General features: G+C 59.6%; 20 protein-coding genes and 1 pseudogene. 14 read left to right on the top strand and 7 right to left on the bottom strand.

Annotation, left to right across the window (positions count from 1 at the left end):
- The first annotated feature begins 47 nt into the window (after positions 1–47).
- Together arcD and FIV35_RS26515 are read left to right on the top strand one after the other, a co-directional pair.
- Positions 48–1,541, top strand: coding sequence for an arginine-ornithine antiporter (arcD, locus tag FIV35_RS26510; protein ID WP_034138173.1), 1,494 nt, complete (start codon positions 48–50; stop codon positions 1,539–1,541).
- Between the two features lie 75 nt (positions 1,542–1,616).
- Positions 1,617–2,162, top strand: coding sequence for an Hsp20/alpha crystallin family protein (locus FIV35_RS26515; protein ID WP_034138174.1), 546 nt, complete (start codon positions 1,617–1,619; stop codon positions 2,160–2,162).
- A 67-nt stretch (positions 2,163–2,229) separates the two neighbouring features.
- On the opposite strand, the gene FIV35_RS26520 is transcribed toward FIV35_RS26515, so the two are convergent.
- Entirely contained in the window at positions 2,230–3,024 is a 795-nt protein-coding gene (locus FIV35_RS26520) for a universal stress protein (protein ID WP_034138175.1), read from the bottom strand.
- A 329-nt stretch (positions 3,025–3,353) separates the two neighbouring features.
- Between FIV35_RS26520 and fnr the strand changes: the two genes are divergently transcribed.
- Positions 3,354–4,100, top strand: coding sequence for a fumarate/nitrate reduction transcriptional regulator Fnr (gene fnr / locus FIV35_RS26525; protein ID WP_034138215.1), 747 nt, complete (start codon positions 3,354–3,356; stop codon positions 4,098–4,100).
- A 16-nt stretch (positions 4,101–4,116) separates the two neighbouring features.
- Here the strand turns inward: fnr and FIV35_RS26530 are convergent, their stop codons facing one another.
- Positions 4,117–5,034, bottom strand: a complete 918-nt coding sequence (locus tag FIV35_RS26530) for a universal stress protein (protein ID WP_034138176.1) — start codon at positions 5,032–5,034, stop codon at positions 4,117–4,119.
- Between the two features lie 196 nt (positions 5,035–5,230).
- On the opposite strand from FIV35_RS26530, the gene FIV35_RS26535 reads away from it, so the two are divergent.
- From FIV35_RS26535 to FIV35_RS26545, 3 genes are all read left to right on the top strand, one after another.
- Complete coding sequence (locus tag FIV35_RS26535; RefSeq protein WP_034138177.1) at positions 5,231–5,620, top strand: DUF2946 family protein; 390 nt, start codon at positions 5,231–5,233, stop codon at positions 5,618–5,620.
- Positions 5,621–5,707: 87 nt separating this feature from the next.
- Positions 5,708–7,777, top strand: a complete 2,070-nt coding sequence (locus tag FIV35_RS26540; protein WP_080761433.1) for a TonB-dependent receptor — start codon at positions 5,708–5,710, stop codon at positions 7,775–7,777.
- A 168-nt stretch (positions 7,778–7,945) separates the two neighbouring features.
- Complete coding sequence (locus FIV35_RS26545; protein ID WP_034138178.1) at positions 7,946–8,467, top strand: sterol desaturase family protein; 522 nt, start codon at positions 7,946–7,948, stop codon at positions 8,465–8,467.
- Here the strand turns inward: FIV35_RS26545 and FIV35_RS26550 are convergent.
- Both FIV35_RS26550 and FIV35_RS26555 read right to left on the bottom strand, forming a co-directional pair.
- Positions 8,464–9,000, bottom strand: a complete 537-nt coding sequence (locus FIV35_RS26550) for an ester cyclase (protein ID WP_034138179.1) — start codon at positions 8,998–9,000, stop codon at positions 8,464–8,466. The two genes, FIV35_RS26545 and FIV35_RS26550, sit on opposite strands and share 4 nt — an antisense overlap.
- A 32-nt stretch (positions 9,001–9,032) precedes the next feature.
- Positions 9,033–10,043: a polysaccharide deacetylase family protein gene (locus FIV35_RS26555; protein WP_034138180.1), complete on the bottom strand. Its 1,011-nt coding sequence runs from the start codon at positions 10,041–10,043 to the stop codon at positions 9,033–9,035.
- A gap of 100 nt (positions 10,044–10,143) precedes the next feature.
- On the opposite strand from FIV35_RS26555, the gene FIV35_RS26560 reads away from it, so the two are divergent.
- The 5 genes from FIV35_RS26560 (at position 10,144) to FIV35_RS26580 (ending at position 17,827) form a co-directional block, all read left to right on the top strand.
- The gene (locus FIV35_RS26560) at positions 10,144–11,040 is read left to right on the top strand and encodes a LysR family transcriptional regulator (protein ID WP_034138181.1); all 897 of its coding nucleotides are present in this window, start codon (positions 10,144–10,146) and stop codon (positions 11,038–11,040) included.
- A gap of 201 nt (positions 11,041–11,241) precedes the next feature.
- Positions 11,242–12,483 (top strand): multidrug efflux RND transporter periplasmic adaptor subunit MexE, encoded by a 1,242-nt coding sequence (gene mexE, locus FIV35_RS26565; protein ID WP_034097603.1) that lies wholly within the window; start codon positions 11,242–11,244, stop codon positions 12,481–12,483.
- Between the two features lie 15 nt (positions 12,484–12,498).
- On the top strand, positions 12,499–15,678 hold the full coding sequence (locus tag FIV35_RS26570; RefSeq protein ID WP_034138182.1) for an efflux RND transporter permease subunit: 3,180 nt from the start codon (positions 12,499–12,501) through the stop codon (positions 15,676–15,678).
- The gene (locus FIV35_RS26575; protein ID WP_034138183.1) at positions 15,675–17,090 is read left to right on the top strand and encodes an efflux transporter outer membrane subunit; all 1,416 of its coding nucleotides are present in this window, start codon (positions 15,675–15,677) and stop codon (positions 17,088–17,090) included. The genes FIV35_RS26570 and FIV35_RS26575 overlap by 4 nt, the downstream gene beginning before the upstream one ends.
- Before the next feature lie 212 nt (positions 17,091–17,302).
- On the top strand, positions 17,303–17,827 hold the full coding sequence (locus FIV35_RS26580; RefSeq protein WP_034138184.1) for a hypothetical protein: 525 nt from the start codon (positions 17,303–17,305) through the stop codon (positions 17,825–17,827).
- A gap of 777 nt (positions 17,828–18,604) precedes the next feature.
- Here the strand turns inward: FIV35_RS26580 and FIV35_RS29730 are convergent.
- Positions 18,605–18,754, bottom strand: coding sequence for a hypothetical protein (locus tag FIV35_RS29730; RefSeq protein ID WP_156796367.1), 150 nt, complete (start codon positions 18,752–18,754; stop codon positions 18,605–18,607).
- A gap of 47 nt (positions 18,755–18,801) precedes the next feature.
- On the opposite strand from FIV35_RS29730, the pseudogene FIV35_RS30175 reads away from it, so the two are divergent.
- A pseudogene (locus FIV35_RS30175) lies at positions 18,802–19,985 on the top strand (MFS transporter).
- Between the two features lie 100 nt (positions 19,986–20,085).
- Here FIV35_RS30175 and FIV35_RS26590 read toward each other — a convergent pair.
- Positions 20,086–20,610 carry a hypothetical protein gene (locus FIV35_RS26590; protein ID WP_034138185.1) on the bottom strand — a complete coding sequence of 175 codons (525 nt, stop codon included), beginning with the start codon at positions 20,608–20,610 and terminating at the stop codon, positions 20,086–20,088.
- 26 nt (positions 20,611–20,636) lie between these two features.
- Entirely contained in the window at positions 20,637–21,653 is a 1,017-nt protein-coding gene (locus FIV35_RS26595) for an AraC family transcriptional regulator (RefSeq protein ID WP_034138186.1), read from the bottom strand.
- Positions 21,654–21,821: 168 nt separating this feature from the next.
- On the opposite strand from FIV35_RS26595, the gene efeU reads away from it, so the two are divergent.
- On the top strand, positions 21,822–22,667 hold the full coding sequence (gene efeU / locus FIV35_RS26600; protein ID WP_034138187.1) for an iron uptake transporter permease EfeU: 846 nt from the start codon (positions 21,822–21,824) through the stop codon (positions 22,665–22,667).
- Positions 22,668–22,677: 10 nt separating this feature from the next.
- The gene (gene efeO, locus FIV35_RS26605) at positions 22,678–23,880 is read left to right on the top strand and encodes an iron uptake system protein EfeO (protein ID WP_034138188.1); all 1,203 of its coding nucleotides are present in this window, start codon (positions 22,678–22,680) and stop codon (positions 23,878–23,880) included.
- Positions 23,881–23,885: the final 5 nt, after the last annotated feature.

The following is a 23,885-nucleotide window of genomic DNA, read 5'->3' on the forward strand; positions in this document are numbered from 1 at the left end:
CATCGCACTCGATGGCTGCAGAAACGTTGGTTTTTGTGGAGGCTTCCATGGCTACGCACCTGCAAGACACTCAACCCATCGCGCCGACGACTGCCCCACAACCGCTTGCGGGGGGGTTGCAAAAGGTCGAAACCAAGCGCTTATCCCTGAGTCTGTTGATCGCTCTGGTGGTCGGGTCAATGATCGGCAGCGGCATATTCAGCTTGCCGCAGAACATGGCCGCCAGTGCCGGGGCCGGGGCGATTCTGATCGGCTGGCTGATTACCGGCATCGGCATGCTGTCACTGGCGCTGGTCTACCAGACGTTATCCAACCGCCAACCGGCGCTGGACAATGGCGTGTTCGCCTACGCCCGCGCACTGGGCGGTGAATACCTGAGCTTCAATTCCGCGTGGGGCTACTGGATCAGTGCCTGGATCGGTAACGTCAGTTATCTGGTGATTCTGTTCGCTGCGCTGAGCTACTTCTTCCCGTTGTTCGGCGAAGGCAATAACAAAGCGGCGATCCTTGGCGCCTCTGTGGTGCTGTGGGCCTTGCACTGGATGATCCTACGCGGCATGCGCACCGCCGCGCGGGCCAATGCGCTGACAACGGTGGCCAAGATTGTGCCGTTGCTGCTGTTTATCGGCCTGGTGATCGCCGCCTTTCAGCGCGAGACATTCAGTGTCGATTTCTGGGGCGCGCCAGCGCTGGGCAGCACCCTCGATCAAGTCAAGAGCACCATGCTGGTGACGGTGTGGGTGTTTATTGGCATTGAGGGGGCCAACGTGTTCTCTGCCCGTGCGGCGGAGCGTGCGAATGTCGGTCGCGCCACGGTCTTGGGGTTTCTGATCACTCTGGTTCTGTTGATTGCCGTGTCGCTGCTGTCGCTGGGCGTTCTGAAGCAGCCTGAGTTGGCGGCCCTGAAAAACCCCTCGATGGCCGGTGTGCTTGAGGCTGCGGCTGGGCCCTGGGGCGCGGTGCTGATCAGTGTCGGCTTGATTATTTCGGTGGGTGGCGCCCTGCTCGCCTGGACGCTGCTGGCAGCGGAATCGATCTTCACCCCAGCCAAGGAAAAGGTCATGCCGGGTGCGCTGGCGGTGGAAAACAACCAAGGCGTGCCAGCCCATGCGTTGTGGATCACCAACGGTTGCATTCAGCTGTTCCTGCTGCTGACGCTCTACTCAAGCGCGAGTTACCTGGCGCTGATTTCCCTGGCCACCTCGATGATCCTGCTGCCGTATCTGTTCAGTGGCCTGTATGCCCTGAAGATGGCCTGGCAAGGCCAGACCTACGCTGGGCACCGCGCCCTGCAACTGCGCGATATGGCCATCGCGGCGGTTGCCACGCTGTATTGCCTGTGGCTGCTGTACGCGGCCGGGCCCAAGTACATGTTGCTCAGCGCGTTGCTGTACGCCCCGGGTTCGTTGATCTACCTGGGCACTATGAAAGCGCGCCAAGGCCAACCCCTCAACGGCCCCGAAACCGGGCTGCTGATCATCATCTGGGCGGCCGCTGCGTATGCGGGCTGGATGCTGTGGTCCGGAGCGCTGAGCTTATAGCCGCTTGTGTTCTGTCTTGGTAAGCGGCGGGCAGATTGCCCGCCGCTTACCGTTCATTCGAAGAGGAGTACCGCAATGAGCAATTCCGCAAAGAAAATGCCGGTGACTACCGAAAAGAAAGGCACCCAGCATCCGTTGTCCGCCGACCTTTGGCGCCCCCTGGAGAAACTGCGCCAGCAGGTAGACCACTTGTTCGACGACTTCAACCGTAGCCCCGTGCCGTCCCCCTTCGGGCGCGGGCTGTTCGATGTCGAGCCGTTCTGGCGCCGCGAGCTGATCGGTCATGGCATGCCTGCCGTGGATATCACCGAGAAAGACAAAAGCTACGAAATCACCGCCGAACTGCCCGGCATGGATCAGAAGGACATCGAGATCAAACTGTCCAACGGCAGCCTGATCATCCGGGGTGAAAAGCAGGCGGACAAGGAAGAAAAAACCAAAGGCTACCACCTCAGCGAACGTCACTACGGCGCCTTCGAACGGGCGTTCAACCTGCCCAAAGGGATCGACTCCGACAAGATCGACGCACGCTTCAGCAAAGGCGTGCTGAGCATTTCGTTGCCGAAAAAAGCCGAAGCCATGAAGGCCGATAAAAAAGTGGTGCCGATCAAAAGCAACTGAGGTTTAGCCACGGTGCCCCTTGCCGACCTCTCGGCAAGGGGCTTTTTTTGCGCGGTTACAGGCTCAGTCAGCGACGCCGTGACGGCGGTTGGACCAACAGCAGGTTGCACGGCGTACGGTTAAGCACGCGTTCGGCGGTGGAGCCCAGCACACCGTCAGTGCCGAGCGCCGCCGCGCCCAACACCAGCGTGTCGAAAGCATTGCAACGGGCGAACCGAGTGATCTCCTGGTGCGGCACACCGTTGAGGTCATGTTGACGCTCACGCTCGATGCCGTAACGCTCGGTCAGCCCTTCCAGCGCTTCGTGCTGGGCGTCCCGCACGGCTTTTTTGAAGTGCGTGTCCAGGCTACGGGTCGGTACGCTCGTGGGACTGTCGCCCAGAACGGTCCAACCGCTGACATTGCATAGGTGCAACGCAGCACCACATGGCGCCGCCACGGCCTGGGCCAATTCGAGGATGCGTTCGTTCAGGCCCCAGGTCATGTCTTCGAGATGGGACAGGTCGACACTCGCCAGCACCTTCAGAGGCTTGGGTGGCGCGGCCTGGGTGACCAGATACAACGGCGCCGAACCACTGCGCAGCAGCCAGCTATCCAACGGGCGATGAAACGCACGGTCCAGTGCGGGCACATACAGGCAGTCGGTAAGTACCAGATCGGCTTGGAAGCAGTTCACATATTCAACGACCCGCGCCGCATTTGCGGCGCTGCCCACGTGATGCTTGAACGCGTCAACACCCTCCAACCTCAGGATCTGCAACGTGGCATGGGTGGCATGGGCCAGCGAATGGGCGCGTAAAAAGGCTGGCGTATGGGCCGTGTCGGTCGATGCAAGCAACAGAATCCGATTGAGCGTTAGCATCCCATACTCCGGCAAACGATGACCTGAGCAGTGCGTGTGGTGGGCGCGTCCTGCCGTTGAACGGGTGTATCCGGCAAGGCGCCAACCTCAGTATCGAGTGCTCGCCCGCGCAGGTGCTGATTTTTATCAAGTAAACCCACCGAACTGACTGGACGGGTGCATAGGAGTTAACCCAGCCAGTCGAGCGAATTCGCCGATAGCCCCTATTCAATCTATTCGATCAGGCTTCTTTTCCGCTCGTCGGTTTCTCTCAGGAATGACAGTAATAGGCTGGCAAGGCATGACGTAGTACCTAGACTTGATCGGTGATCATTGGGGAGGCACGCCACTTGCCGGATACTCAGCCCATCAGCGTTCAGCACCTCAAGTCGGCCTGCGCCCAATGCAGCGTCGTTGAGCTGTGCCTGCCGATAAGCCTCTCCAGCCAGGAAGTCGATCGCCTGGACGACCTCATCGTGCAACGCTTCAGAGTCAAAAAAGGCGCGGCCTTGTACCGCGCCGGCGACCCCTTGCGCTCGCTTTACGCGATCCGCATCGGCTCATTCAAGACCAGTATTGTCTCAGTGGACGGCCGTGAGCAGGTCACCGGTTTCCAGATCCCTGGAGAGATGCTGGGCCTGGACGCCATCAGCGCCGACGAACACGCATGCAGTGCCGTCGCCCTCGAAGACAGCGAAGTCTGCCCCATGCACTTCGCTCAGTTGGAAAAGCTCGCACAAACCCTGCCCTCCCTGCAGCACAACCTCAATCGGTTGTTAAGCCGGGAAATCGTGCGCGACCACAGCATGCTCATGCTGTTGGGCAACATGAATGCCGACGAACGTCTGGCCGCATTTTTACTGAACTTGTCGCAACGCCTGAGTGTGCGCGGTTATTCCGGCACACGCTTCGTGTTGAAGATGCGCCGCGAGGAGATCGGCTCCTACCTGGGTCTGCGCCTGGAGACGGTGTGCCGCAGCATCGCCCACCTGCGGGACTTGCGGCTCGTCACCATCAACAGCCGCAATGTCGAGATCCACGATCTGTGCGGGCTCACGCAGCTCGTTGCCGGTTGTCATCGTCCACCGACGCTCTGAACCCACCTGCGCTGCACTACAACGTTTTGCCCGGTTTGATCGCCAACACGCTGCACGGCGCCCGCTGCAAGAGCAATTCGGCGGTGGTGCCCAGCAGTTTGTCCAGGCCGCCATGCTGCACGGTGCCCATCACAATCACATCGGTGCGATGGGCCTCGGCGAATTCACAGATGCGCGGTACGGGGGTGCCTTCCAGGAAGTGGCGATGTTGCGGCGGCACACCGTGGCGTTCGGCCAAGGCCGCGAACGCCTCCTCCTGGGCCGAACCCAGTGCTTCGTAGATCCCGGTGGCCAGGGGCAGGACACCGACGCCCATGTCCATGGCATAGGCGGCTGTCCAGTCATACACATGCACCAGTTCAAGGGTGGCCGCACATTCGGTCGCCAGTTTTCGCGCAGCGGCGATAATCTGGTCGTTGAACACGGTGTCCTGTTCTTCAGTGCGCAGCACATCGACAATTGCCAAGACTTGGCGAGGCCGTGGTCGCGCATCCCCGGTGACCAAATGCACCGGCACCGGGCAATCGCGCAGCAATTGCCAATCCAGCGGGGTGAAGAACACCCGCTTCAGCCCGGAATCGTCCTCGGCATCTTTGATAATCAACGCCAGCGACAGCTCGTTGACGAAATGCAGGATCTCTTCATAGGGATGCTGCACCCACACCACTTCGCTGGTCACTGTCAGGCCCTGTTCACTCAGCGCCTGCGCCTGGGCTGCCAGCCATTGGCGATGGGTGTGCAGATAGCCTTCGCGCGCCTGGCGAACCTGCTCGGGAGCGAACAGCCCGGCAAAGGCCAAGGCCTGCAGGTAATCGAACGCGACGATATGCAGCGGTAATTGCATCGCCTTCGCCAGCGCCGCGGCACGCTCGAACGCAGGTGTGCGCGTCATGGTTTGGGGGGCGATCAACAGTAAACGGGCAGACGCAGACATAAAGCACCTCGGCACGCGGCCAGTGGGTGAGTGATAGTCCAAGGGTGCGCGTTCCCAGTGGGGATACATTGACCTTTATCAGTAACGCTGCGGTTTTCTGGCGTGCGAGCCCATGCGGCAAAATGGCACGGCGAAGCGCTTTTACTTCGTCGCCCGACTGCGGCTAAATAGCCGCCCCCTTTGTGCGACTGCTGTGATGGCCACGTTCCGACGCCTCAGCCCCTGGATCGCCTGCCTGGCCTTGCTGCTGAACCTGCTGGCCATGCCGCTGAGTCGCGCCATGCAGCCGCCGGACATGCGCCTGATGCTGTGGGGCGGATTCTGCTCCGGCGGCACCGCGAACACCTTGCCGTCCGGCATCGACAAACTGCTCGCTCCGCTCAAGTCTGGCCCCGCGACCAGCCCCATGCACCACGCCGACTGCTGCTGCGGGCACGCGGGCCTGGCCGCGTTGCCGTCGGACTACTACCGCCACTACCTGCCACGCTTCGCGCCGGATATCGCCTTCGACGCGCCGCTGTTAACCTCGCTGCACCCCAGGGTGCGCTGGCCGAGCCTGAGCCCGCGCGCCTCCCCTGTCGCCTGATCGCCGTCGTACTCCCTGTACTCAGTCGCGCCTGCGCGCGCGGCTCCACGTCTTTGAGAATTTTCCGGTTATCAGGAAGCTTGCCCTATGCCTGCTCCATTCATGCTGCTGCGCGCCAAACGCAGGGCTCTACCGCGCCCGTCCTGGCCATTGCTCTGCGTCGGCCTGTTCGCCTTTAACCCGCTGGCCGATGCCAGCGAAACCTCAGCCCTGACCCTGGGCACCGTTACCGTGCAAGGCGACAGCGTTGCCAGCGGCCCCCTGAGCACCAGCAGCGTGCTCAGTTCGGTGGATATCCTGGGTGGCGACATACTTGAAAAAATGCCGGTCAACTACAGCTGGGAACTGTTCAACCGCGCCCCGGGGGTGCTGCTGACGCCGTTCAACCAAGGCACCACCTCGGGGAAAATCTCTTTTCGCGGCTTCAACGGCGAAGGCGAAGTCAATGCGGTCAAGCTGCTGATCGACGGCATCCCCAGCAACAGCAACGACGGCAACATGCCGTTTATGGACATGATTTTCCCCCTGGAACTGGACAGTATCGAAGTGGTGCGCGGCACCAGCGATGCGCGCTATGGCCTGAACAACATTGCCGGCAACGTCAATATGTTCACCAGAACCGGCGGTGACTACACCAAGGCGCGTCTGCGCTACGGCAGCTACAACACCCAGGAAACCCAACTGGCTAAAGGCATCGAGGGCAGCAACTGGACCCAGAACTATTTCTTCGCCTACCAGAAAGCCGACGGCTTTCGCGATCACGCCCAGGTGGACAAGTTTTCGCTGTCCGGCAAGTGGTTCTACACCCCGGACGACGACCGCTACCGCCTCGGCCTGATCGCCCGTCACTATGAAACCGAGGCCCAGGAGCCCGGCTACCTGAGCGAACAGGACGCGCACCATCACCCGTCCATGACCAACCCCTTCAACGCCAGCGACAAAGGTACGCGGCGCATGAATCAACTGAGCGTGCATCTGGATACGGAGCTGAGCGAGACCTTGGCCTGGTCGACGAAAACCTACCTCAACACCTTCGACGACCGCCGCTGGACCCAATACTGGCGCACCAGCCCCCAACAGGAACGCGACGCCTACGAAACCCAGTACGGCGCCCTCACCTCGCTGACCTGGCGGCCCGACGTCAGCTGGCTGTATGACTTCGCCCTTGAAGGCGGCAGCGACTTCCAACAGCAACGCAACACCAGCGAGCGTTATCGCACCCGGGACCGCGCGCGCCTGGCCCAGACCCGCGATCAACAGTTCGATTTCGACACCTATGGCGCTTACCTTCAGGCGGAGATCAAGCCGTTCGAATCACTGAAAATCATCCCGGCGTATCGCGTCGACAAGATCCGCGGCAGCTTCAGCAACGAAATGACCGGATTGGACTACGCCATCAATGACTATGGGTTGATCAAGCAGCCCAAGCTCAGCGTGGTCTACTCGCCCTGGTCCGTCGCCAGCCTGTACGCCAACTGGGGGCGCACCTTCCAGGTGGGCACCGGGGCGGCGGCGTATAAGATCCCGCCACGGGACAGCGACCTGGCGCCGTCCATCAACGACGGTTGGGAAACCGGCATCAAGTTCACCCCCACCGCCTGGATGGACGGGCGTATTGCCTATTGGCAACAGGAAGCCAGCGGTGAAGTCAGCCGGCGTTTGAACGACCCCAGCGGTGAGTCGGACAATGTCGGCGAAACCCGACGCTGGGGCTATGACGCGCAGCTGAATCTGCATCCGAACGAGCGTACCGAAATGTGGCTGGCCTACGCCTGGCAGTACTCCAAAATTCTCAAACCCAGTGCCACCTCGCCCAATAGCAAGGGCCGGGAAATCGACCACGTCCCCCATCACCTGTACAACGCCGGCGTCAGCTACCAGGCCACCCCAGCCTTGCAGTTGAGCGCATGGATGAACGGTCAGACCCACTACTATCTGGAACGGGAAAACACCCAGGGCACCTACGGCGGCTATGTATTGATGAACCTGGGTGCCACCTACCGCGTGAGCGAGTCGGTGAGTGTCGACCTGCAGCTCAAAAACCTTACCAATCGCTACTACGAGTACGCCTGGTACGACCCGGACGGTGCCCGCGCCGCTTTGCACTCCCCCGGTGACGGACGTGCGGTGTACAGCGGCGTGACGCTGGATTTTTGAGCAGTGGCGGCGGCGCCATTGTGTGGATGTGTCACACCCCACAAATGCCGCCGATATACGCGGGAGCCATGGTGACTTAGCGCCAGCGCACCTGCATGATGGCGCGCGTGGCAGCCCCACGCCCCCATCGCTTGCCTTTCCATCGCGCACTACAGGGATATTCCGCACATGGCCGTTTCGAATAAATGGTTGATGTCTTCGCTCGCGTACTACCTCGATTTTTTCACCGTTCCCGCTTTCGTGATCTTTGCGCTATGCCTGGCGCCGTTCGAGCCAGGGCTCGCCCTCGTGGGCCTGCTGGCCTGGACGCTGGTGGAGTATTCGGCGCACCGTTTCCTGTTTCACTCGCTGTACCGTCGCGAACACTGGACCCACCATGTGGATGTGCTGGCCTATATCGGCGTGTCGAGCTGGAAAACCAGCTCGACCTTTGCCGCACTCTTGCTGTTGGCCTGGTACACCGGCCTGGTCTCGGTGTTTATCGGCGCGGTGACCGGCTACTTCTTCTATATCTCGGTGCATTACGTGATGCACCGCCCGCAGCATTGGGCTTATGGATGGATGCGCGGGCTGGTGGCCAATCACGACCTGCACCACCGCCAGGGCATCGAGAAGAATTTCGGGGTCTCTTCGCCGTTATGGGATCACGTATTCCGTACCTACATCCGCGTCGATCCCGCCCAGCACTAGAGCGCGCCCAACTGCTTCATCAAGGTCAGGTTATCTTCGATATGCCAGTTAGCGGCGATTTTGCCGTTGTCGATCTGATAGATATCGGTGGCAATAAAATTCACCGCCTGGCCACTGCCCTGGCGCTGACCAAAAGTGCCGGTGAAGTGCCCGCGAAAATGCAGATGTACCACCGCGCGGTCGCCGGCGATGATCAGTTGTTCGATTGCGCAACTCAGGTCCGGCACCGCCGCACGGAAGGCCCGCGACGCCAGCAGCGGACCTTCCGGGCCCTGTTTGCGCCCCTCGGGGGGTGTTTTGTCGACAAAGTTATCCGCCAACGCTTCGCGCGCCAGGCGCTCCTCGCCGGTGTGCCAGAAGGTGTCGTAACGGCGCGCCACGGTTTCCATCATCGCCTGTTGCTTCGGCGTAAGGCTCTTATCCATTACCAACACAGAGGGTTTGACCAACTCGGTCGTGGCAGCCGCAGCCGCTCCCGAGAGTAGCAACGCGGTAGCGGCGATGGCGCAGCGCGAACGGGCAAAAGGTTTCATCGGTTATGTCCTTGAATGAAGGGGGTTGGCGCCTAGATCGTCTCGGTTTCCCGAAGGCTCTGCGGGCTATTGAGGGTGTATTGAGCAATCGCGTCCTTGCGCATAAAAGCAACGCCGGGATGGCTGTTGGCGTAGCGCAGGAATTGATCCCACACCTTGACCATTTGCGGCGTACCGCTGATGCGGTCGTGGGCGCTGATGGACATCATGCGGCGCCGGGTGCCGGCCTCTTCGTAGAGTTGATCGAAGTCCAGCTTGACCTGCTCCAGGAACTGGGACGGCGAATAGTTGCGGCCTTCGATCAGCACAATGTCGTTATTGCGCAGGGTGTAGGGCACCACCACGAAATCCTTGCCATTGACCTGCTCGATAAAGGGCTCATCGCGGCTCACGTCATCGATGTGGTAGACGTAGCCCAGCTCTTGCAGCAGCGACAAGGTGTTGGGGCCGCGCCGCAGCCAGTTGCAGTTGTAGCCCGTGACGGCCTGGCCGGTGACCGCCTGTAGCATGCTTGCGGCCTGGCGCAAAAAGGTGCGCTCCTCATCGCGGCTCATGGCGAACTGGGAACTCCAGCGCGGGCCGTGGCCCGCCGCTTCGTGGCCACGGGCGACGATCTCGCGGGCCAACTCGGGGTGACGCTGCACCGCGTCGCCGATCATGTGGCTGGTGACCTTCACGCCGTGCCGGTCCCACAGGTCGAGCATGCGCGGGATGCCCTCGCGGTAGCCGTAGGCGAACCAGGTGTTGGTGGCCACATCCGCCGGCACGCTGTCGGGGAAATCCACCTTGGGGAACGGGCTATCAGTGCCCTTGAGCGGCTGCCCACCCGCTTCGAACTGCATGGAAATCGACACCACCAGCCGCGTGTCGCCGGGCCAGAACCGTCCGTTGCGCTGACTGGACGCCGTCGTGGCGCGAGTTGCCTGGCCCGTTGGCGCGGTGGCGGCGCCGGCCGGGTTGAGTATCGAACCCGCCGCCAGCACCGCTGCGCCTGCGCCGGCCTGGGCGAGAAAGGTACGCCGTTGCGTGTTGATCAATGACATCGCGTGACTCCGTTGGATAAGCACGGATGCAACCCTAAGACTTTTGGATTATTTTGATAATTGAGCCATTTTCAAAAACCCCTTTCGGAAACTCCGAACAATGCCGCTGAAAAATCTTGAGCTGTTTTTGTTGATCATCGAGAAAGGTGGGCTGTCCGCCGCCGGGCGCGAGTTGGGGCTGTCACCGGCCTCGGTATCCGAACGGCTGGCGCAACTGGAGAGCTTCTACGGCGCCAGCCTGCTCAACCGCACCACCCGCGCTATTCACCTGACCGACGAAGGGCGCGTGCTGGCTGAAGGCGCACGGCGCCTGCTGGATCAGGCCGAGGCGTTGCACAGCAGCATTCGCTTGGGTACCCAGACGGTTTCCGGGTTGATTCGCTTGAGTGCGCCGCAGGATCTGGGGCGTCAGTACCTCGAACCGATCCTGGAGCAATTCATGGAAGAGCATCCGCAGGTCAGCATCGACCTGCACCTCAGCGACGGTTATGTCGACCCGGTCGGCCAGGGTATCGATTTCGCCGTGCGCTACGGCGCCCTGGTCGACAGCAGCTTGCACGCCAAACCCTTGGGCGAGAACCGCCGCGTGGTGTGCGCCGCCCCCGCTTACCTGAAACGCCACGGCACGCCGTTGCAGCCTGCGGACCTGGCCGAACATGAGTGCCTGGTGATGCGCTTCGGCATCAATCTGGCGCGGGAGTGGACCTTCAGCCAGCACGGGCATACCCAGCGCATTCTGGTGCGCGGCCGTCGCGTGGCGAACGACGGTGCGCTGGTGCGCCAGTGGTGCCTGGACGGCCATGGCCTGTGCTTGAAATCGGTGTGGGACGTGCGTGACGACCTGCGCGCCGGACGGCTGGTGGAGCTGTTCAAGGACTACGACCTCGGGCGCACCGCCCTGAACATCGTCTACCCGGCCAGTCGCGCCCAGCCGCGCCGGGTCAGCCTGTTGATGGAACGCATCGCGGCGCGCCTATCTGCCGACAGTGCGAGTTGAGAAATCGCTTCCTTGCACGCCACGCAAAACACTCTTGTCATCAAGGGCATTGATAGCTCCCTAACGAAAGCCCCATGCTAGAGGGCTTAATCGGCGCTTATATCATTCCGAATGATAGTTACCTTTGCTTCATTCGATTCGTGACATACCGCGTCCCCGCGCATGATCCGCCCATCTCAAATACATTGGCGGATGCACCCTATGGAACAGTCACTCAAACCTTTGCGCGTGCCCCTTGCGATTTTGGCCATGGTGGTGATGAGCGCGTGCGGCAAAACCCCGGAACAAGCGGCCGCCATGCCGGCGCCGAAAGTCAGCGTCGCCAAGGTGCTGGAGCAACCGGTCAACGAGTGGGATGAATTCACCGGCCGTCTCGAAGCGCCGGAAACCGTACAGATTCGTCCACGGGTGTCTGGCCAGATTGACCAAGTCGCTTTCACCGAAGGCGCTTTGGTCAAGAAAGGCGACCTGCTGTTCCAGATCGACCCACGCCCATTCCAAGCCGAAGTGCGCCGCCTTGAAGCGCAACTGCAACAAACCAAGGCCGCCGCCACCCGCAGCGAAAACGAAGCCCAGCGTGGCGAGCGCCTGCGCCAGAGCAATGCGATCTCCGCCGAACTCGCCGACTCGCGCACCACCGCCGCCCAGGAAGCCCGCGCCGCCGTCGCCGGGATCCAGGCGCAGTTGGACCTGGCCAAGCTGAACCTGAGTTTTACCCGCGTGACCTCGCCGATCAGCGGCCGCGTCAGCCGTGCCGAAATCACCGCCGGCAACCTGGTCACCGCCGACGTCACCGCGCTGACCAGCGTGGTCTCCACCGATAAGGTCTATGCCTACTTCGACGCCGACGAACGCGTGTACCTCAAATACACCGAACTGGCGCGCCAGGGCCGTCGCGGCGCAACCACCCCGGTGTACCTGGGCCTGTCCAATGAAGCCGGCAACCCGCACCTGGGCCAGATGAACTTCATCGACAACCAGGTCAACCCGGCCACCGGCACCATTCGTGGGCGCGCGGTGTTCGATAACAGCAAAGGCGAATACACCCCTGGCCTGTATGCGCGCTTGAAGCTGGTAGGCAGCGGCACCTACTCCGCCGTGCTGATCAACGACGAAGCGGTCGGCACCGACCTGGGCAAGAAGTTCGTACTGGTGATGGAAGGCGACAAGCCGGCCTACCGCGCAGTGGAACTGGGGCCAAAGATCGAAGGGTTACGCATCGTGCGCAACGGCCTGAACAAGGACGACACCATTATCGTCAAGGGCCTGCAGCGTGCGCGCCCCGGTGCACCGGTCACCCCGGAAACCATTCCGATGGCCAGCAAGGAAACCCTCGCCGCCTTGGCCCAACAACGACAAGCGCTTGAAGCCAGCAACCTTGAGCAAGTGGCGCCGGAAAAAACCGCGCCCAAGCTCGCCAGTGTTGCGACTCCACGCGGTTAAGGGATACGACTCAAGATGAATTTTTCCAAGTTCTTCATTTCGCGGCCGATCTTCGCAGCGGTGCTGTCGCTGCTGATCCTGATCGCCGGTGCGATCTCGCTGTTCCAATTGCCGATCAGCGAATACCCGGAAGTAGTGCCGCCTACCGTGGTGGTACGCGCCAACTTCCCCGGCGCCAACCCCAAGGTCATCGGCGAAACCGTAGCCGCGCCGCTGGAGCAGGCGATCACCGGCGTCGAGAACATGTTGTACATGTCTTCGCAGTCCACCGCTGACGGCAAGCTGACCCTGACCATCACCTTCGCCCTGGGCACCGACCTGGACAACGCGCAGGTGCAGGTGCAGAACCGTGTGACCCGGACCCAGCCCAAGCTGCCGGAAGAAGTGACGCGCATCGGTATCACCGTGGACAAGGCCTCCCCCGACCTGACCATGGTGGTGCACTTGACCTCCCCGGATCAGCGCTACGACATGCTGTACCTGTCCAACTACGCGATCCTCAATATCAAGGATGAGCTGGCGCGCCTGGGCGGCGTCGGCGATGTGCAGTTGTTCGGCATGGGCGACTACTCCCTGCGCGTGTGGCTGGATCCGAACAAGACCGCCTCGCGCAACCTGACCGCCACCGATGTGGTCACCGCGATTCGCGAGCAGAACCGTCAGGTGGCCGCCGGTGCCCTGGGTGCCCAGCCCGCGCCGTCCGATACCAGCTTCCAGTTGTCGGTCAATACCCAAGGCCGCCTGGTTACCGAAGAAGAGTTCGAGAACATCGTGATTCGCGCCGGTGCCAACGGTGAAATCACGCGCCTCAAAGACATTGCCCGGGTCGAACTGGGGTCCAGCCAATACGCGCTGCGCTCGCTGATCGATAACCAACCGGCGGTGGCGATCCCAATCTTCCAGCGTCCCGGCTCCAATGCCATCGACATCTCCAACGATGTGCGCAGCAAGATGGCCGAGCTGAAAAAGAGCTTCCCGGCCGGCATGGATTACCGCATCGCCTATGACCCGACGATCTTCGTTCGCGGCTCCATCGAGGCCGTGGTGCACACCCTGTTCGAAGCCCTGATCCTCGTGGTGCTGGTGGTGATTCTGTTCCTGCAGACCTGGCGCGCCTCGATCATTCCGTTGGTGGCAGTGCCGGTATCGTTGATCGGTACGTTTGCGGTGATGCACCTGTTCGGGTTCTCCCTCAACGCGCTGTCGCTGTTCGGATTGGTACTGGCCATCGGCATCGTGGTGGACGACGCCATTGTGGTGGTGGAGAACGTCGAACGTAATATCGAGCTGGGCCTGGAGCCGTTCCCGGCAACCGAAAAAGCCATGAGTGAAGTGACCGGGCCGATCATCGCCACGGCGCTGGTGTTGTGTGCGGTGTTCATTCCGGCTGCCTTTATCAGCGGCTTGACCGGGCAGTTCTATAAGCAGTTCGCCTTGACCATTGCGATCTCGACGGTGATCTCGGCGTTCAACTCGCTGACCCTGTCCCCTGCCCTGGCGGCTGTGTTGCTGCGCGGCCACGATGCGCCGAAGGACCGCTTTTCCAAGTTCCTCGACAAGCTGTTTGGTGGCTGGTTGTTCCGTCCGTTCAACCGCTTTTTCGAAAAGGCCAGCCATGGTTACGTCGGCACTGTGCGCCGAGTGATCCGCAGCAGCGGCATTGCCCTGTTCGTGTACGCCGGCTTGATGGTGCTGACCTTCTTCGGCTTCGCCCACACCCCGACCGGTTTCGTCCCGGCCCAGGATAAGCAATACCTGGTGGCCTTCGCGCAATTGCCTGACGCCGCGAGCCTGGACCGTACCGAAAACGTGATGAAGCGCATGTCGGAGATCGCCCTGAAACAGCCTGGCGTGGAAGCCGCGATTGCCTTCCCGGGCCTGTCCATCAATGGCTTCACCAACAGCCCGAACAGCGGCATCGTGTTCGTGACCTTGAAACCTTTCGATGAGCGCAAAGACCCGAGCATGTCCGCCGGCGCGATTGCCGGGGCCTTGAATGGCCAGTACAGCAGCATTGAAGAAGCCTATATGGCGATCTTCCCGCCGCCGCCGGTCCAGGGCCTGGGCACCATCGGTGGGTTCCGCCTGCAGATCGAAGACCGTGGCAACCTGGGTTATGACGAGCTGTACAAAGAAGTGCAGAACGTGATCGCCAAGAGCCGCAGCGTGCCGGAGTTGTTTGGCCTGTTCACCAGCTACACGGTCAATGTGCCCCAGGTCGATGCCGCCATCGACCGCGAAAAGGCCAAGACCCACGGCGTGGCGATCAGCGACATCTTCGACACCTTGCAGGTCTACCTGGGTTCGCTGTACGCCAACGACTTCAACCGCTTCGGGCGCACCTACCAGGTCAACGTGCAGGCCGAGCAGCAGTTCCGCCAGGACGCCGACCAGATCGGCCAGCTGAAAGTGCGTAACAACAAAGGCGAGATGATCCCGCTGGCGACCTTTATCAAAGTCAGCGACACCTCGGGCCCGGACCGCGTGATGCACTACAACGGCTTTATCACCGCAGAAATCAACGGCAACGCCGCACCGGGCTACAGCTCCGGCCAGGCCCAGGCCGCAATTGAAAAACTGCTGAAGGAGGAACTGCCCAACGGCATGACCTACGAGTGGACCGACCTGACCTACCAGCAGATCCTCTCGGGCAATACCGCGCTGTTCGTGTTCCCGCTCTGCGTACTGCTGGCGTTTCTGGTACTGGCCGCCCAATACGAAAGCTGGAGCCTGCCACTGGCGGTGATCCTGATCGTACCGATGACGCTGCTGTCGGCCATCACCGGGGTGATCATCTCGGGTAGCGACAACAACATCTTCACCCAGATCGGGCTGATCGTACTGGTGGGCCTGGCGTGCAAGAACGCGATCCTGATCGTCGAATTCGCCAAGGACAAACAGCAGGAAGGCCTCGACCCGCTGGCGGCGGTGCTGGAAGCTTGCCGTCTGCGTCTGCGGCCGATCCTGATGACCTCGTTCGCCTTCATCATGGGTGTGGTGCCTCTGGTGTTGTCCAGCGGTGCCGGTGCCGAGATGCGCCATGCCATGGGTGTGGCGGTGTTCTCGGGGATGATCGGTGTGACCTTCTTTGGACTGTTGCTGACCCCGGTGTTCTACGTCCTGATCCGTCGCTATGTGGAGCGCAGCGAAGCGCGCAAAGCAGCCAAGGCTTTGAAGCTGGAGACACAGCAATGAGTGTAAAAGTATTCCTGCCGAGCTTGCTGGTACTGGCGCTCGCCGCCTGTGCCGTGGGCCCGGACTACAAGACCCAGACCCCGGAGGCGGCGAACATCGCCGCCGCCGCGGACGCCAAACAATACGACCACGCCAAGTTCGAAGGCATCTGGTGGCAGCAGTTCGACGACCCGACCCTCAACCAGTTGGTGACTCAATCGTTGCAAGGCAACCGTGACCTGCGCGTGGCCTTCGCCCGTCTGCGGGCAGCCCGGGCGATCCGCGACGACGCCAGCAATGACGCAATGCCGACCATCACCAGCCGCGCCAGCAGCGACCTGGGCAAGGGGCAGATCCCCGGCCAGACCACCAAACGGGTCAACAGCGAGCGCTACGACTTGGGCCTGGACATGGCCTGGGAGCTGGACCTGTTCGGCCGCATCCAGCGCAACCTGGAAGCCAGCGACGCCGATCAGCAGGCGGCCGAAGCGGACCTGTACCAGCTGCAAGTCACCTTGATTGCCGAACTGGTGGACGCCTACGGCCAACTGCGCGGCGCGCAACTGCGTGAGCGCATCGCCTTGGACAACCTGAAGAATCAGCAGGAGTCGCGCACCATCACTGTCAGCCTGCGGGATGCCGGGGTGGGGGATCAGCTTGATGTAGAACGGGCCGACGCGCGCCTGGCTTCGGTGGAAGCCAGCGTGCCGCAACTGCAGGCCGAACAAGTGCGCGAGCGTAACCGCATCGCCACCCTCCTCGGCCAGCGTCCGGACAAGCTGACCGTGGACCTGAGCCCGAAAGACCTGCCGGCGATTGCCAAAGCCTTGCCGATCGGCGACCCAGGCCAACTGCTGCAACGGCGCCCGGACATCCTAAGCGCCGAACGCAAACTGGCCGCCGCCACCGCGCGCATCGGTGTGGCCAAGGCTGACCTGTTCCCAAGAGTGAGCCTCAGTGGCTTCCTCGGCTTTACCGCCGGGCGCGGCTCGCAAATCGGATCGTCCGCCGCCAACGCCTGGGCCCTGGGCCCGAGCATCACCTGGGCCGCGTTCGACCTGGGCAGCGTGCGCGCCCGCCTGCGCGGTGCCGACGCCGAAGCCGACGGCGCCCTGGCCACCTACGAACAGCAAGTGTTACTGGCCCTGGAAGAATCCGAAAACGCCTTCAGCGACTACGGCAAACGCCAGCAGCGCCTGGTCTCGCTGATCCGCCAAAGCGAATCCAGCCGCGCCGCCGCCGACCTCGCCGCCATCCGCTACCGCGAAGGCACCGTGGACTTCCTCGTCCTGCTCGATGCCCAGCGTGAGCGTTTGGCCGCCGAAGACGCCCAGGCCCAGGCCGAAGTGGATCTGTATCGCGGGATAGTGGCGATCTACAAAGCGCTGGGGGGTGGCTGGCAGCCGGATACGGTGGTCGCTACCGCCAAGTGATGTAAAGAGCTCCTTTGGTTGGTCGCATCCAGCCAATTTTTAGCCCCATGGTCCATTCGGATATGGGGCTTTTTTTGCGCTGATAGTAATGAATAACACTTTCCTATTGGTAATCACATCCGTCAGACACTTCCCAAATTTTCCAACTGCCTAAATATCGTTTATGCGAAGTCGATAACGGGACGTAACCTTTATCCAATAAGGAGACGGATATGGACATGAGAGTGACGATACCTAATGTACGTTCCATGCAGACGAATGCGATCGTAATCAAGAACCCGGACAAGGTGACGAACGCGTTCACTATCACTGATGAATCGAAAGCCGTTGATGAACTGAGAATGTGGCGTCAAGACGAGTTAGCGGACTTAAAGGATTTCTTGAAGAAATATGATATGACGTCTATCAGTACCGATGAGCTTAAGCAGGTGGGTAGTCGATTATTCGACAGTAAAATAATAGATGATCAGGCTTTTCGGATGTTTATATCGGGAGATGGTGCGTCTGATGCTAACGGCCGGCAAACGAACACGCACGTCAAGTTCAACGCAATTGCGCTGTTCGACGAAAAACTGGAGGACTATCTTGCTTTTGTGGATAGCAGGCCTGATGTTGCACGTTCACAAGGTATTCCCGAGTACATACGAGGCATGGTAGACGCCAATCGAGCAATTAATGCGCTCGCGTATTTCGCAAACTCATCAAAAAGTGATTTATCGGTGGAGGAACGAGTCTGACCATCAGCAAGGTAGCAGTGTGCCAGAGTTCCCTGGCACACTGCGCCCAAAGCTAATCAGCGTCCATATCTGACAGTCCCCGAGTAGGCCTTGGATTGCTCGTCAGGATTATATACCCTCACTCGATAGGTACCTAAAGGGCCCAGCCAAGACGCACGAGGCGACAGTGGGTTGGCCGCTACCGTTCTCCAGGAAGAACCCACTTCTTGCTCAATAGAAATTTGTGGAACTCTTCCCACACCGCCAACTGAAATCATTGCTTCAATATTCGCACTGGAGCACCCGTTACTGCCCGTGATTGTGAACGGACCTTTAACGGTAATTTCCTCCTTTGGTTCCACAATCCCGCCGAAACTTTCGGAAATATTCAGGCACAGTGCAGACGCCTGAACCGACACCAACATCAACGCCGCAAAAGGTAACGCAATGAAATTTTTATAAGTTCACCGTCAGAGTATTGGTTGGAGACTTAACGTATGAAGGCAATCACGCCACGCTTTCAATCCTCCGCAGCAAACCTTCGCAGTTAAGTGAGCGACCCTTTACAGATCCAGCGTCTGGCTTGCTTAACCCGACGCCCAAGTAGGATCACGGTTAAAACAATGCACGATTTTTTTATGCGCGTATGCCAGCCGCGTCCTAAAAATATTAAGGAAGGTTCTGTAATACTCAGGAGAATGATGTTGTGAGTTAATTCCTAGTCCCTGGCCATTACTACATTCCATGCACTATTTCATACAAAATCGTGACTCACTTTCCTCAAAATTTTGATGCTGACTACTTACTAAACTGCTGCTGGAAAGAGATCGCATCGGTAAACTCCTGCCGCAGGAAGACCTCGTCAACGCTCATCATTCGATCCGGACAGCCAAAGCCGCCTGTTTTTTTAAAATTACGAAACATCAGCATTAAAATAAAAAAGAGCATGGAACGCCTTGAAAAACAACAACCCATATTACACGCTGTCAATATTTATGAATCTGGATGTCCAGAGAGGCTTATTTGTACTCTATCTTTTGCAACTCGGTATAACCCAAGGACAAATAGGCATTCTTCAGTCTTTTTTATTCTTTTCTTGTGTAGCCTTGGAAATACCATCCGGTCTACTTGCAGATCGCTACGGACGTAAACACTCTCTAATACTTGGTTTTTTGGGATTATTCATAAGCGGAATTGGATTTTTATTGTTCTCCGATTTTATTCCTTTCGCGTTTATCTTTTGCCTCTTCGGCGCCAGTATTGCTATGGGCTCCGGTGCGGACAGAGCGTTGTTATATGACAATCTACTGGCCGAAAATAGAACAGAGGAATACCCAAGGATAATATCCCGCGCCCGTGCTATCGGTGCAGTTTCATTAGGCTTATCCATGCTTCTTGGCGGCGCCTTGCAAGAGGCTATGTCGTGGAACTGCGTTTATATATTTTTGCGATATCCAAACTTATTGGAGCCATCATGGTTTCATTCATGACCGAAAAAAATCCTCTTTCCACCTCCCTCAATCCCAGTGCAAAAAGTAGGGTGCCCAATAGGGAAGCAGAAGGCGTTTTCAATTCACTGGTACGCTTTTTCCGCTCAAAAAACGGCGCTTTCCTTATACCCTTGTTCATTGGGTTCGCTTTATTTGAGCTTTCAACCGTACCTTTATTTATCTACGGCCAACCTTTTTTCTCGCTGCAAGGCTTAGATGTCACTTTGATTGCTGGAATATATGCTGCAGTAGAAGCCATATCGGCTGTAGTGTTTATGGTTGCGGGTTATGTTTGCTCAAGATTTTCTCTCGGCATTGTTGCATTCAGCACAACATTTATTATCACCCTACTTCTTTTAATCTTATCAATGGACATCGGCGTGAATGCCTCAGCAGCAAGTTTCCTCCTGATAATGTCGCTCCCCGCCATCTATGAAACGTCATATGAAACATATATTCACGATAATGTCGATTCCCGCATCCGAGCCTCATGCCTGTCCGCTGCAAATTTAGTCAATTCGGTTATTATCGGCGCCTCCTACACTGTCTTCGGAGGATTAGTTGATAGATACGGCTTTTCGTCGACTTTGGTTATTGTTGCAGTCTTCTGCCTTATTGGCTTATTGGGTGTTATCACGACGCTACTGTTAGCGCGCACAAAAAAGCCGTCAATAAAGCAAGAAGCTTGAGCTTTATATTCCAGAAACTTACCAGACAATATTTAACAGTGATGCAGGCAAGCGGGGACATGTAGTTTTAAACGTTTCTCTACGTCCGCCCCCATCTTTGCTACTTGAATGCCCTGATCTGTTGGTCTACGTGCGCACGCATCGGAATATTAACCTTCGACGCGGCCCTGTCGGCGATCTCCACGACTGTCCACCCATAGGGTTGCGACACGTAATAGGTCAACTCGCCATCACTGTTGAAGAGTTCATGACGTCCTTGGGTGTCGGGCGCCAGCCGTGCCTCGTGCATAAGCGGTATCAACGGCTTGATTCGTTCGGGGTCGGTGATATCGAAATTGATGCTCAGTTGCTTGAGCCGGTCTGCCTCGTCGAAATAGGCCGCTACGGTATGGATCGGTACATCCTTTAAAAGATACGGACGGGACGGTTCGCGCGCGCGGTAGTAAGGCATAGGCACCGGATAGGAGAGGTTGTGTTCCAACTCCACCGAAGGGAAGTGACGATGCAGGATGTCCATGACCTGCTGGCGCGGCATGCCCAGCGTGAAATCACCGATCCCCAACTGCGCCCAACTGCTCAGCGGGAAAAGCGCGCAGCAAATCAACCATAACCATGACGTGCGCATTACCTATCTCCTTGTACGGCTGAACTTCAGCCAATATCGTTAAGTATCAAACTCCGATAATGCCCCGGATTCGACCCAGACCACTTGCGAAACGCCTTATAGAAAGAACTCACATCCGCAAAGCCCAGCCGCACGGCAATTTCAGCAAAGCTGATCTGCGGTTCGGCCAGCCAGACAATTGCCAACTCCTTGCGCACGCTGTCTTTGAGGCCCTGGTATGTCTGCCCCTCCTCGGCCAGGCGACGACGCAAGGTGGATGCGGAGATGCACAGACTGGCGGCCAGGGCTTCGGTTTCCGGCCAGGTGTCGGGGGGCAGTTGGCGCAGGTCGTGTTTGATACGGGTGGCCAGGCTCTCGGGGTCGCGGTATTTGACCAGGATGTTCGCGGGAGCGTGGGCGAGGAAGCGCTGAAGCTCCTGGGGGCTGCGTTTGATCGGCAGGTCCAGGCAGTCGGCGGAGAAGATCATGCGCGTGCGTGGCCGGTTGAAGCGCAGGTTGTCGGAGAACATCACGCGGTAGTCGTCGCAGAAATCCGGCGGCGGGCAACGCAGTTCGATGGCCAGGATCGGAATGCGGCGCCCGGCCAGCCAACAGGCGACGCCGTGCACGATCATCCAGTAGGTGAAATAGGTGAACGCCCGACGCGGCTCGGTCTCGGGCTCCAGCAGGACAATTTCTGCCAGGCTTTGTTGGCGCACCAGCTGCGCGGGTAGATGCTCCAGCATCAGCGAGAGAAACCCCAGGCCGGTTTCCAGGCCGGCAGCCAATGTGGGTTGCGCCATGCAGGCGCGGCACAGAAACGCCAGGCTGCCTGACTTGAGCTTGCGTGGGTCCATACCGAAGAACTCGTCGTCCGAGCGCCTGGCCAGCAGCCGCCACAGCCGTGCATAGGTGGTGGCCGACACCCGTGCATCGGGCTGCGCCAGCAGCGCTGGGTCGATGCCAACCTTGGTCAGCACCTGTGCACTGGCCGCTCCGGGGGGGCAGCTTTGCAGCAGCGCTTCGCGCACAAGGTGCAGGGAGATGGTGTCTTTTTCGGACATGAGGCTTCAGGCGATCCGACAGCTGTTGAGGTGGCCTGCATCATAAGGGCCGCGAGGATTCGTCACCACCGTTCAGCGAGCGTTCAGCTAATGTCAATATTTGCTGTTTAGCAATGAGTATCATTATGTTACAACTTAGCTTCCTATCTAGTTACCTTGTGGTGCGCGATGCTTGTCCCCTTTCTCATCATGCTGCGCGAAGGCATCGAAGCAGCGTTGATCGTTGGCATCATCGCCAGTTACCTGCAGCAGACCGGTCGTGGTCAATGGATGCCGGCGGTGTGGATCGGGGTTTTCCTCGCTGCGGCCCTGGCACTGCTGGTGGGCGGTGGTCTGGAATTGATGAGCGCCGAGTTTCCGCAGAAACAACAGGAGCTGTTTGAAGGCATCGTCGGCCTCGTCGCCGTAGGCATTCTCAGTTCCATGGTGTTCTGGATGCGCAAGGTGGCCCGCTCCATCAAGCATTCGTTGCATGCCTCCCTCGATCAGGCGCTGACCGGCTCGAAACACCAGGTCACCGCGCTGATCCTCATGGTGTTTTTCGCCGTGGCCCGTGAAGGTTTGGAGACGGTGTTTTTCCTGCTGGCGGTGTTCCAGCAGAGCGAAGGCCCTGGTGCGCCGATCGGTGCACTGCTCGGGCTGGTACTGGCGATCATTGTGGGTTTCCTGATTTACACCGGCAGCATGCGCCTGAACCTGGCAGCGTTTTTCCGCTGGACCGGGCTGTTTATCCTGGTGGTCGCCGCTGGCATCCTCGCCAACTCGGTGCAGGCCCTGCATGAAGCCGGGGTGTGGAATCACCTGCAAACCGTGCTGTTCGATTTCAGCACTGCCTTGCCGATGGACAGCCCGCTCGGCTCGGTGCTCGCCGGCATGTTCGGTTATCAGGAAGCACCGACCGTGAGCACCCTGGGCGCCTATCTGATTTACCTGGTGGTGGCGCTGGTGATGTTCTTCCTGCCCGCCGCTGCGGCCAAACCGGTCGCCGCGCCCTCTTCCGTTTCCAGCCAGTAAGGACCGTCTCTTGACCAACCCAACGCCTCAACCCGCCTCGCCACCCCGAGCCCTGCGCTGGGCGGTGGCCGGCTCGGTGGTCGTGATGATCGCCGCCGGCGGCCTGTTCTATTACGCTTCGCAACTGGCCGCCGCCAAGCGCCAGACCCACAGCAATGAAATTGCAGTGAGCATCCATGCCCACGCCTGCGAACCCAATGCGCTGACCGTGCCCGCCGGGCCGGCGAGTTTTCGGATCATCAACCGTTCCGACCGGGCGGTGGAATGGGAAATCCTCGACGGCGTGCTGGTGGTCGAGGAGCGCGAGAACATCGCCCCCGGCTTGAGCCAGGTGATCAATGCCAACCTGCAACCCGGCGACTACGCAATTACTTGCGGCCTGCTGAGCAATCCACGGGGCACTTTGCATGTAACGCCAACCGCCGAATCCGAAGCCCAGGCCAAAGCCAAGCCGTCGATGGTGGCCTTTATCGGCCCGCTGTCGGAGTTCCGGGTGTACTTGAGTAGCCAGGGCAGCGCGCTGATCAAGGCCGTAACCGCACTGCAACAGGCCATCGACGCCGGCGACCTGACGCAGGCACAGGCGTTGTATGCCACCGCTCGCGTGGCCTATCAGGGTTTGGCCCCGGCCGCACAACGCATGGCTGAACTCGATAATGCAATCAATGCGCGGGCCGATTATTTCGAAAAACGCGAACAAGACCCAGCCTTCAGCGGCTTCCATCGCATTGAGTACAGCCTGTTCCAGCAACGCAGCCTCGACGGCCTGGCGCCGGTAGCGCAGCGCCTGCTCAGTGACGTCACCACCCTCAAGCAGCAATTGCTGGCCCAGTCGCTGCCGCCCGAGCAATTGGTCGGCATCGTGGTGCGCAACCTCAACAGCCTGGCGGATGTACGGGCGCTCAGCGGTGAGGAGGAACGCTACAGCCATTTGGACCTGAATGGCTTCGCCGCCAACCTGGCCGCCGCTCACAAGGTGGTCGAGCTGATGCGTCCACTGCTGGAAAAATCCGCCGCCGACCTGCTGCCCAAGGTCGATAACGCCCTCGGCGCATTCGACAGTCAGTTGGACAGTTTGAAAGTCGACGGCCAGTACCGCCGCTACGACAGCGTCACCGACGGTCAGCGCAAGCAGATCGCTGACAAGGCCAAGGCTCTGGCCGCCGTACTCGATGGAATCGACCCCGCCCTCGGCCTATCCGGCCTGCAATGAAGACA

Source organism: Pseudomonas rhodesiae, from assembly GCF_007858255.1.
Taxonomy (GTDB): Bacteria; Pseudomonadota; Gammaproteobacteria; order Pseudomonadales; family Pseudomonadaceae; genus Aquipseudomonas; species Aquipseudomonas rhodesiae.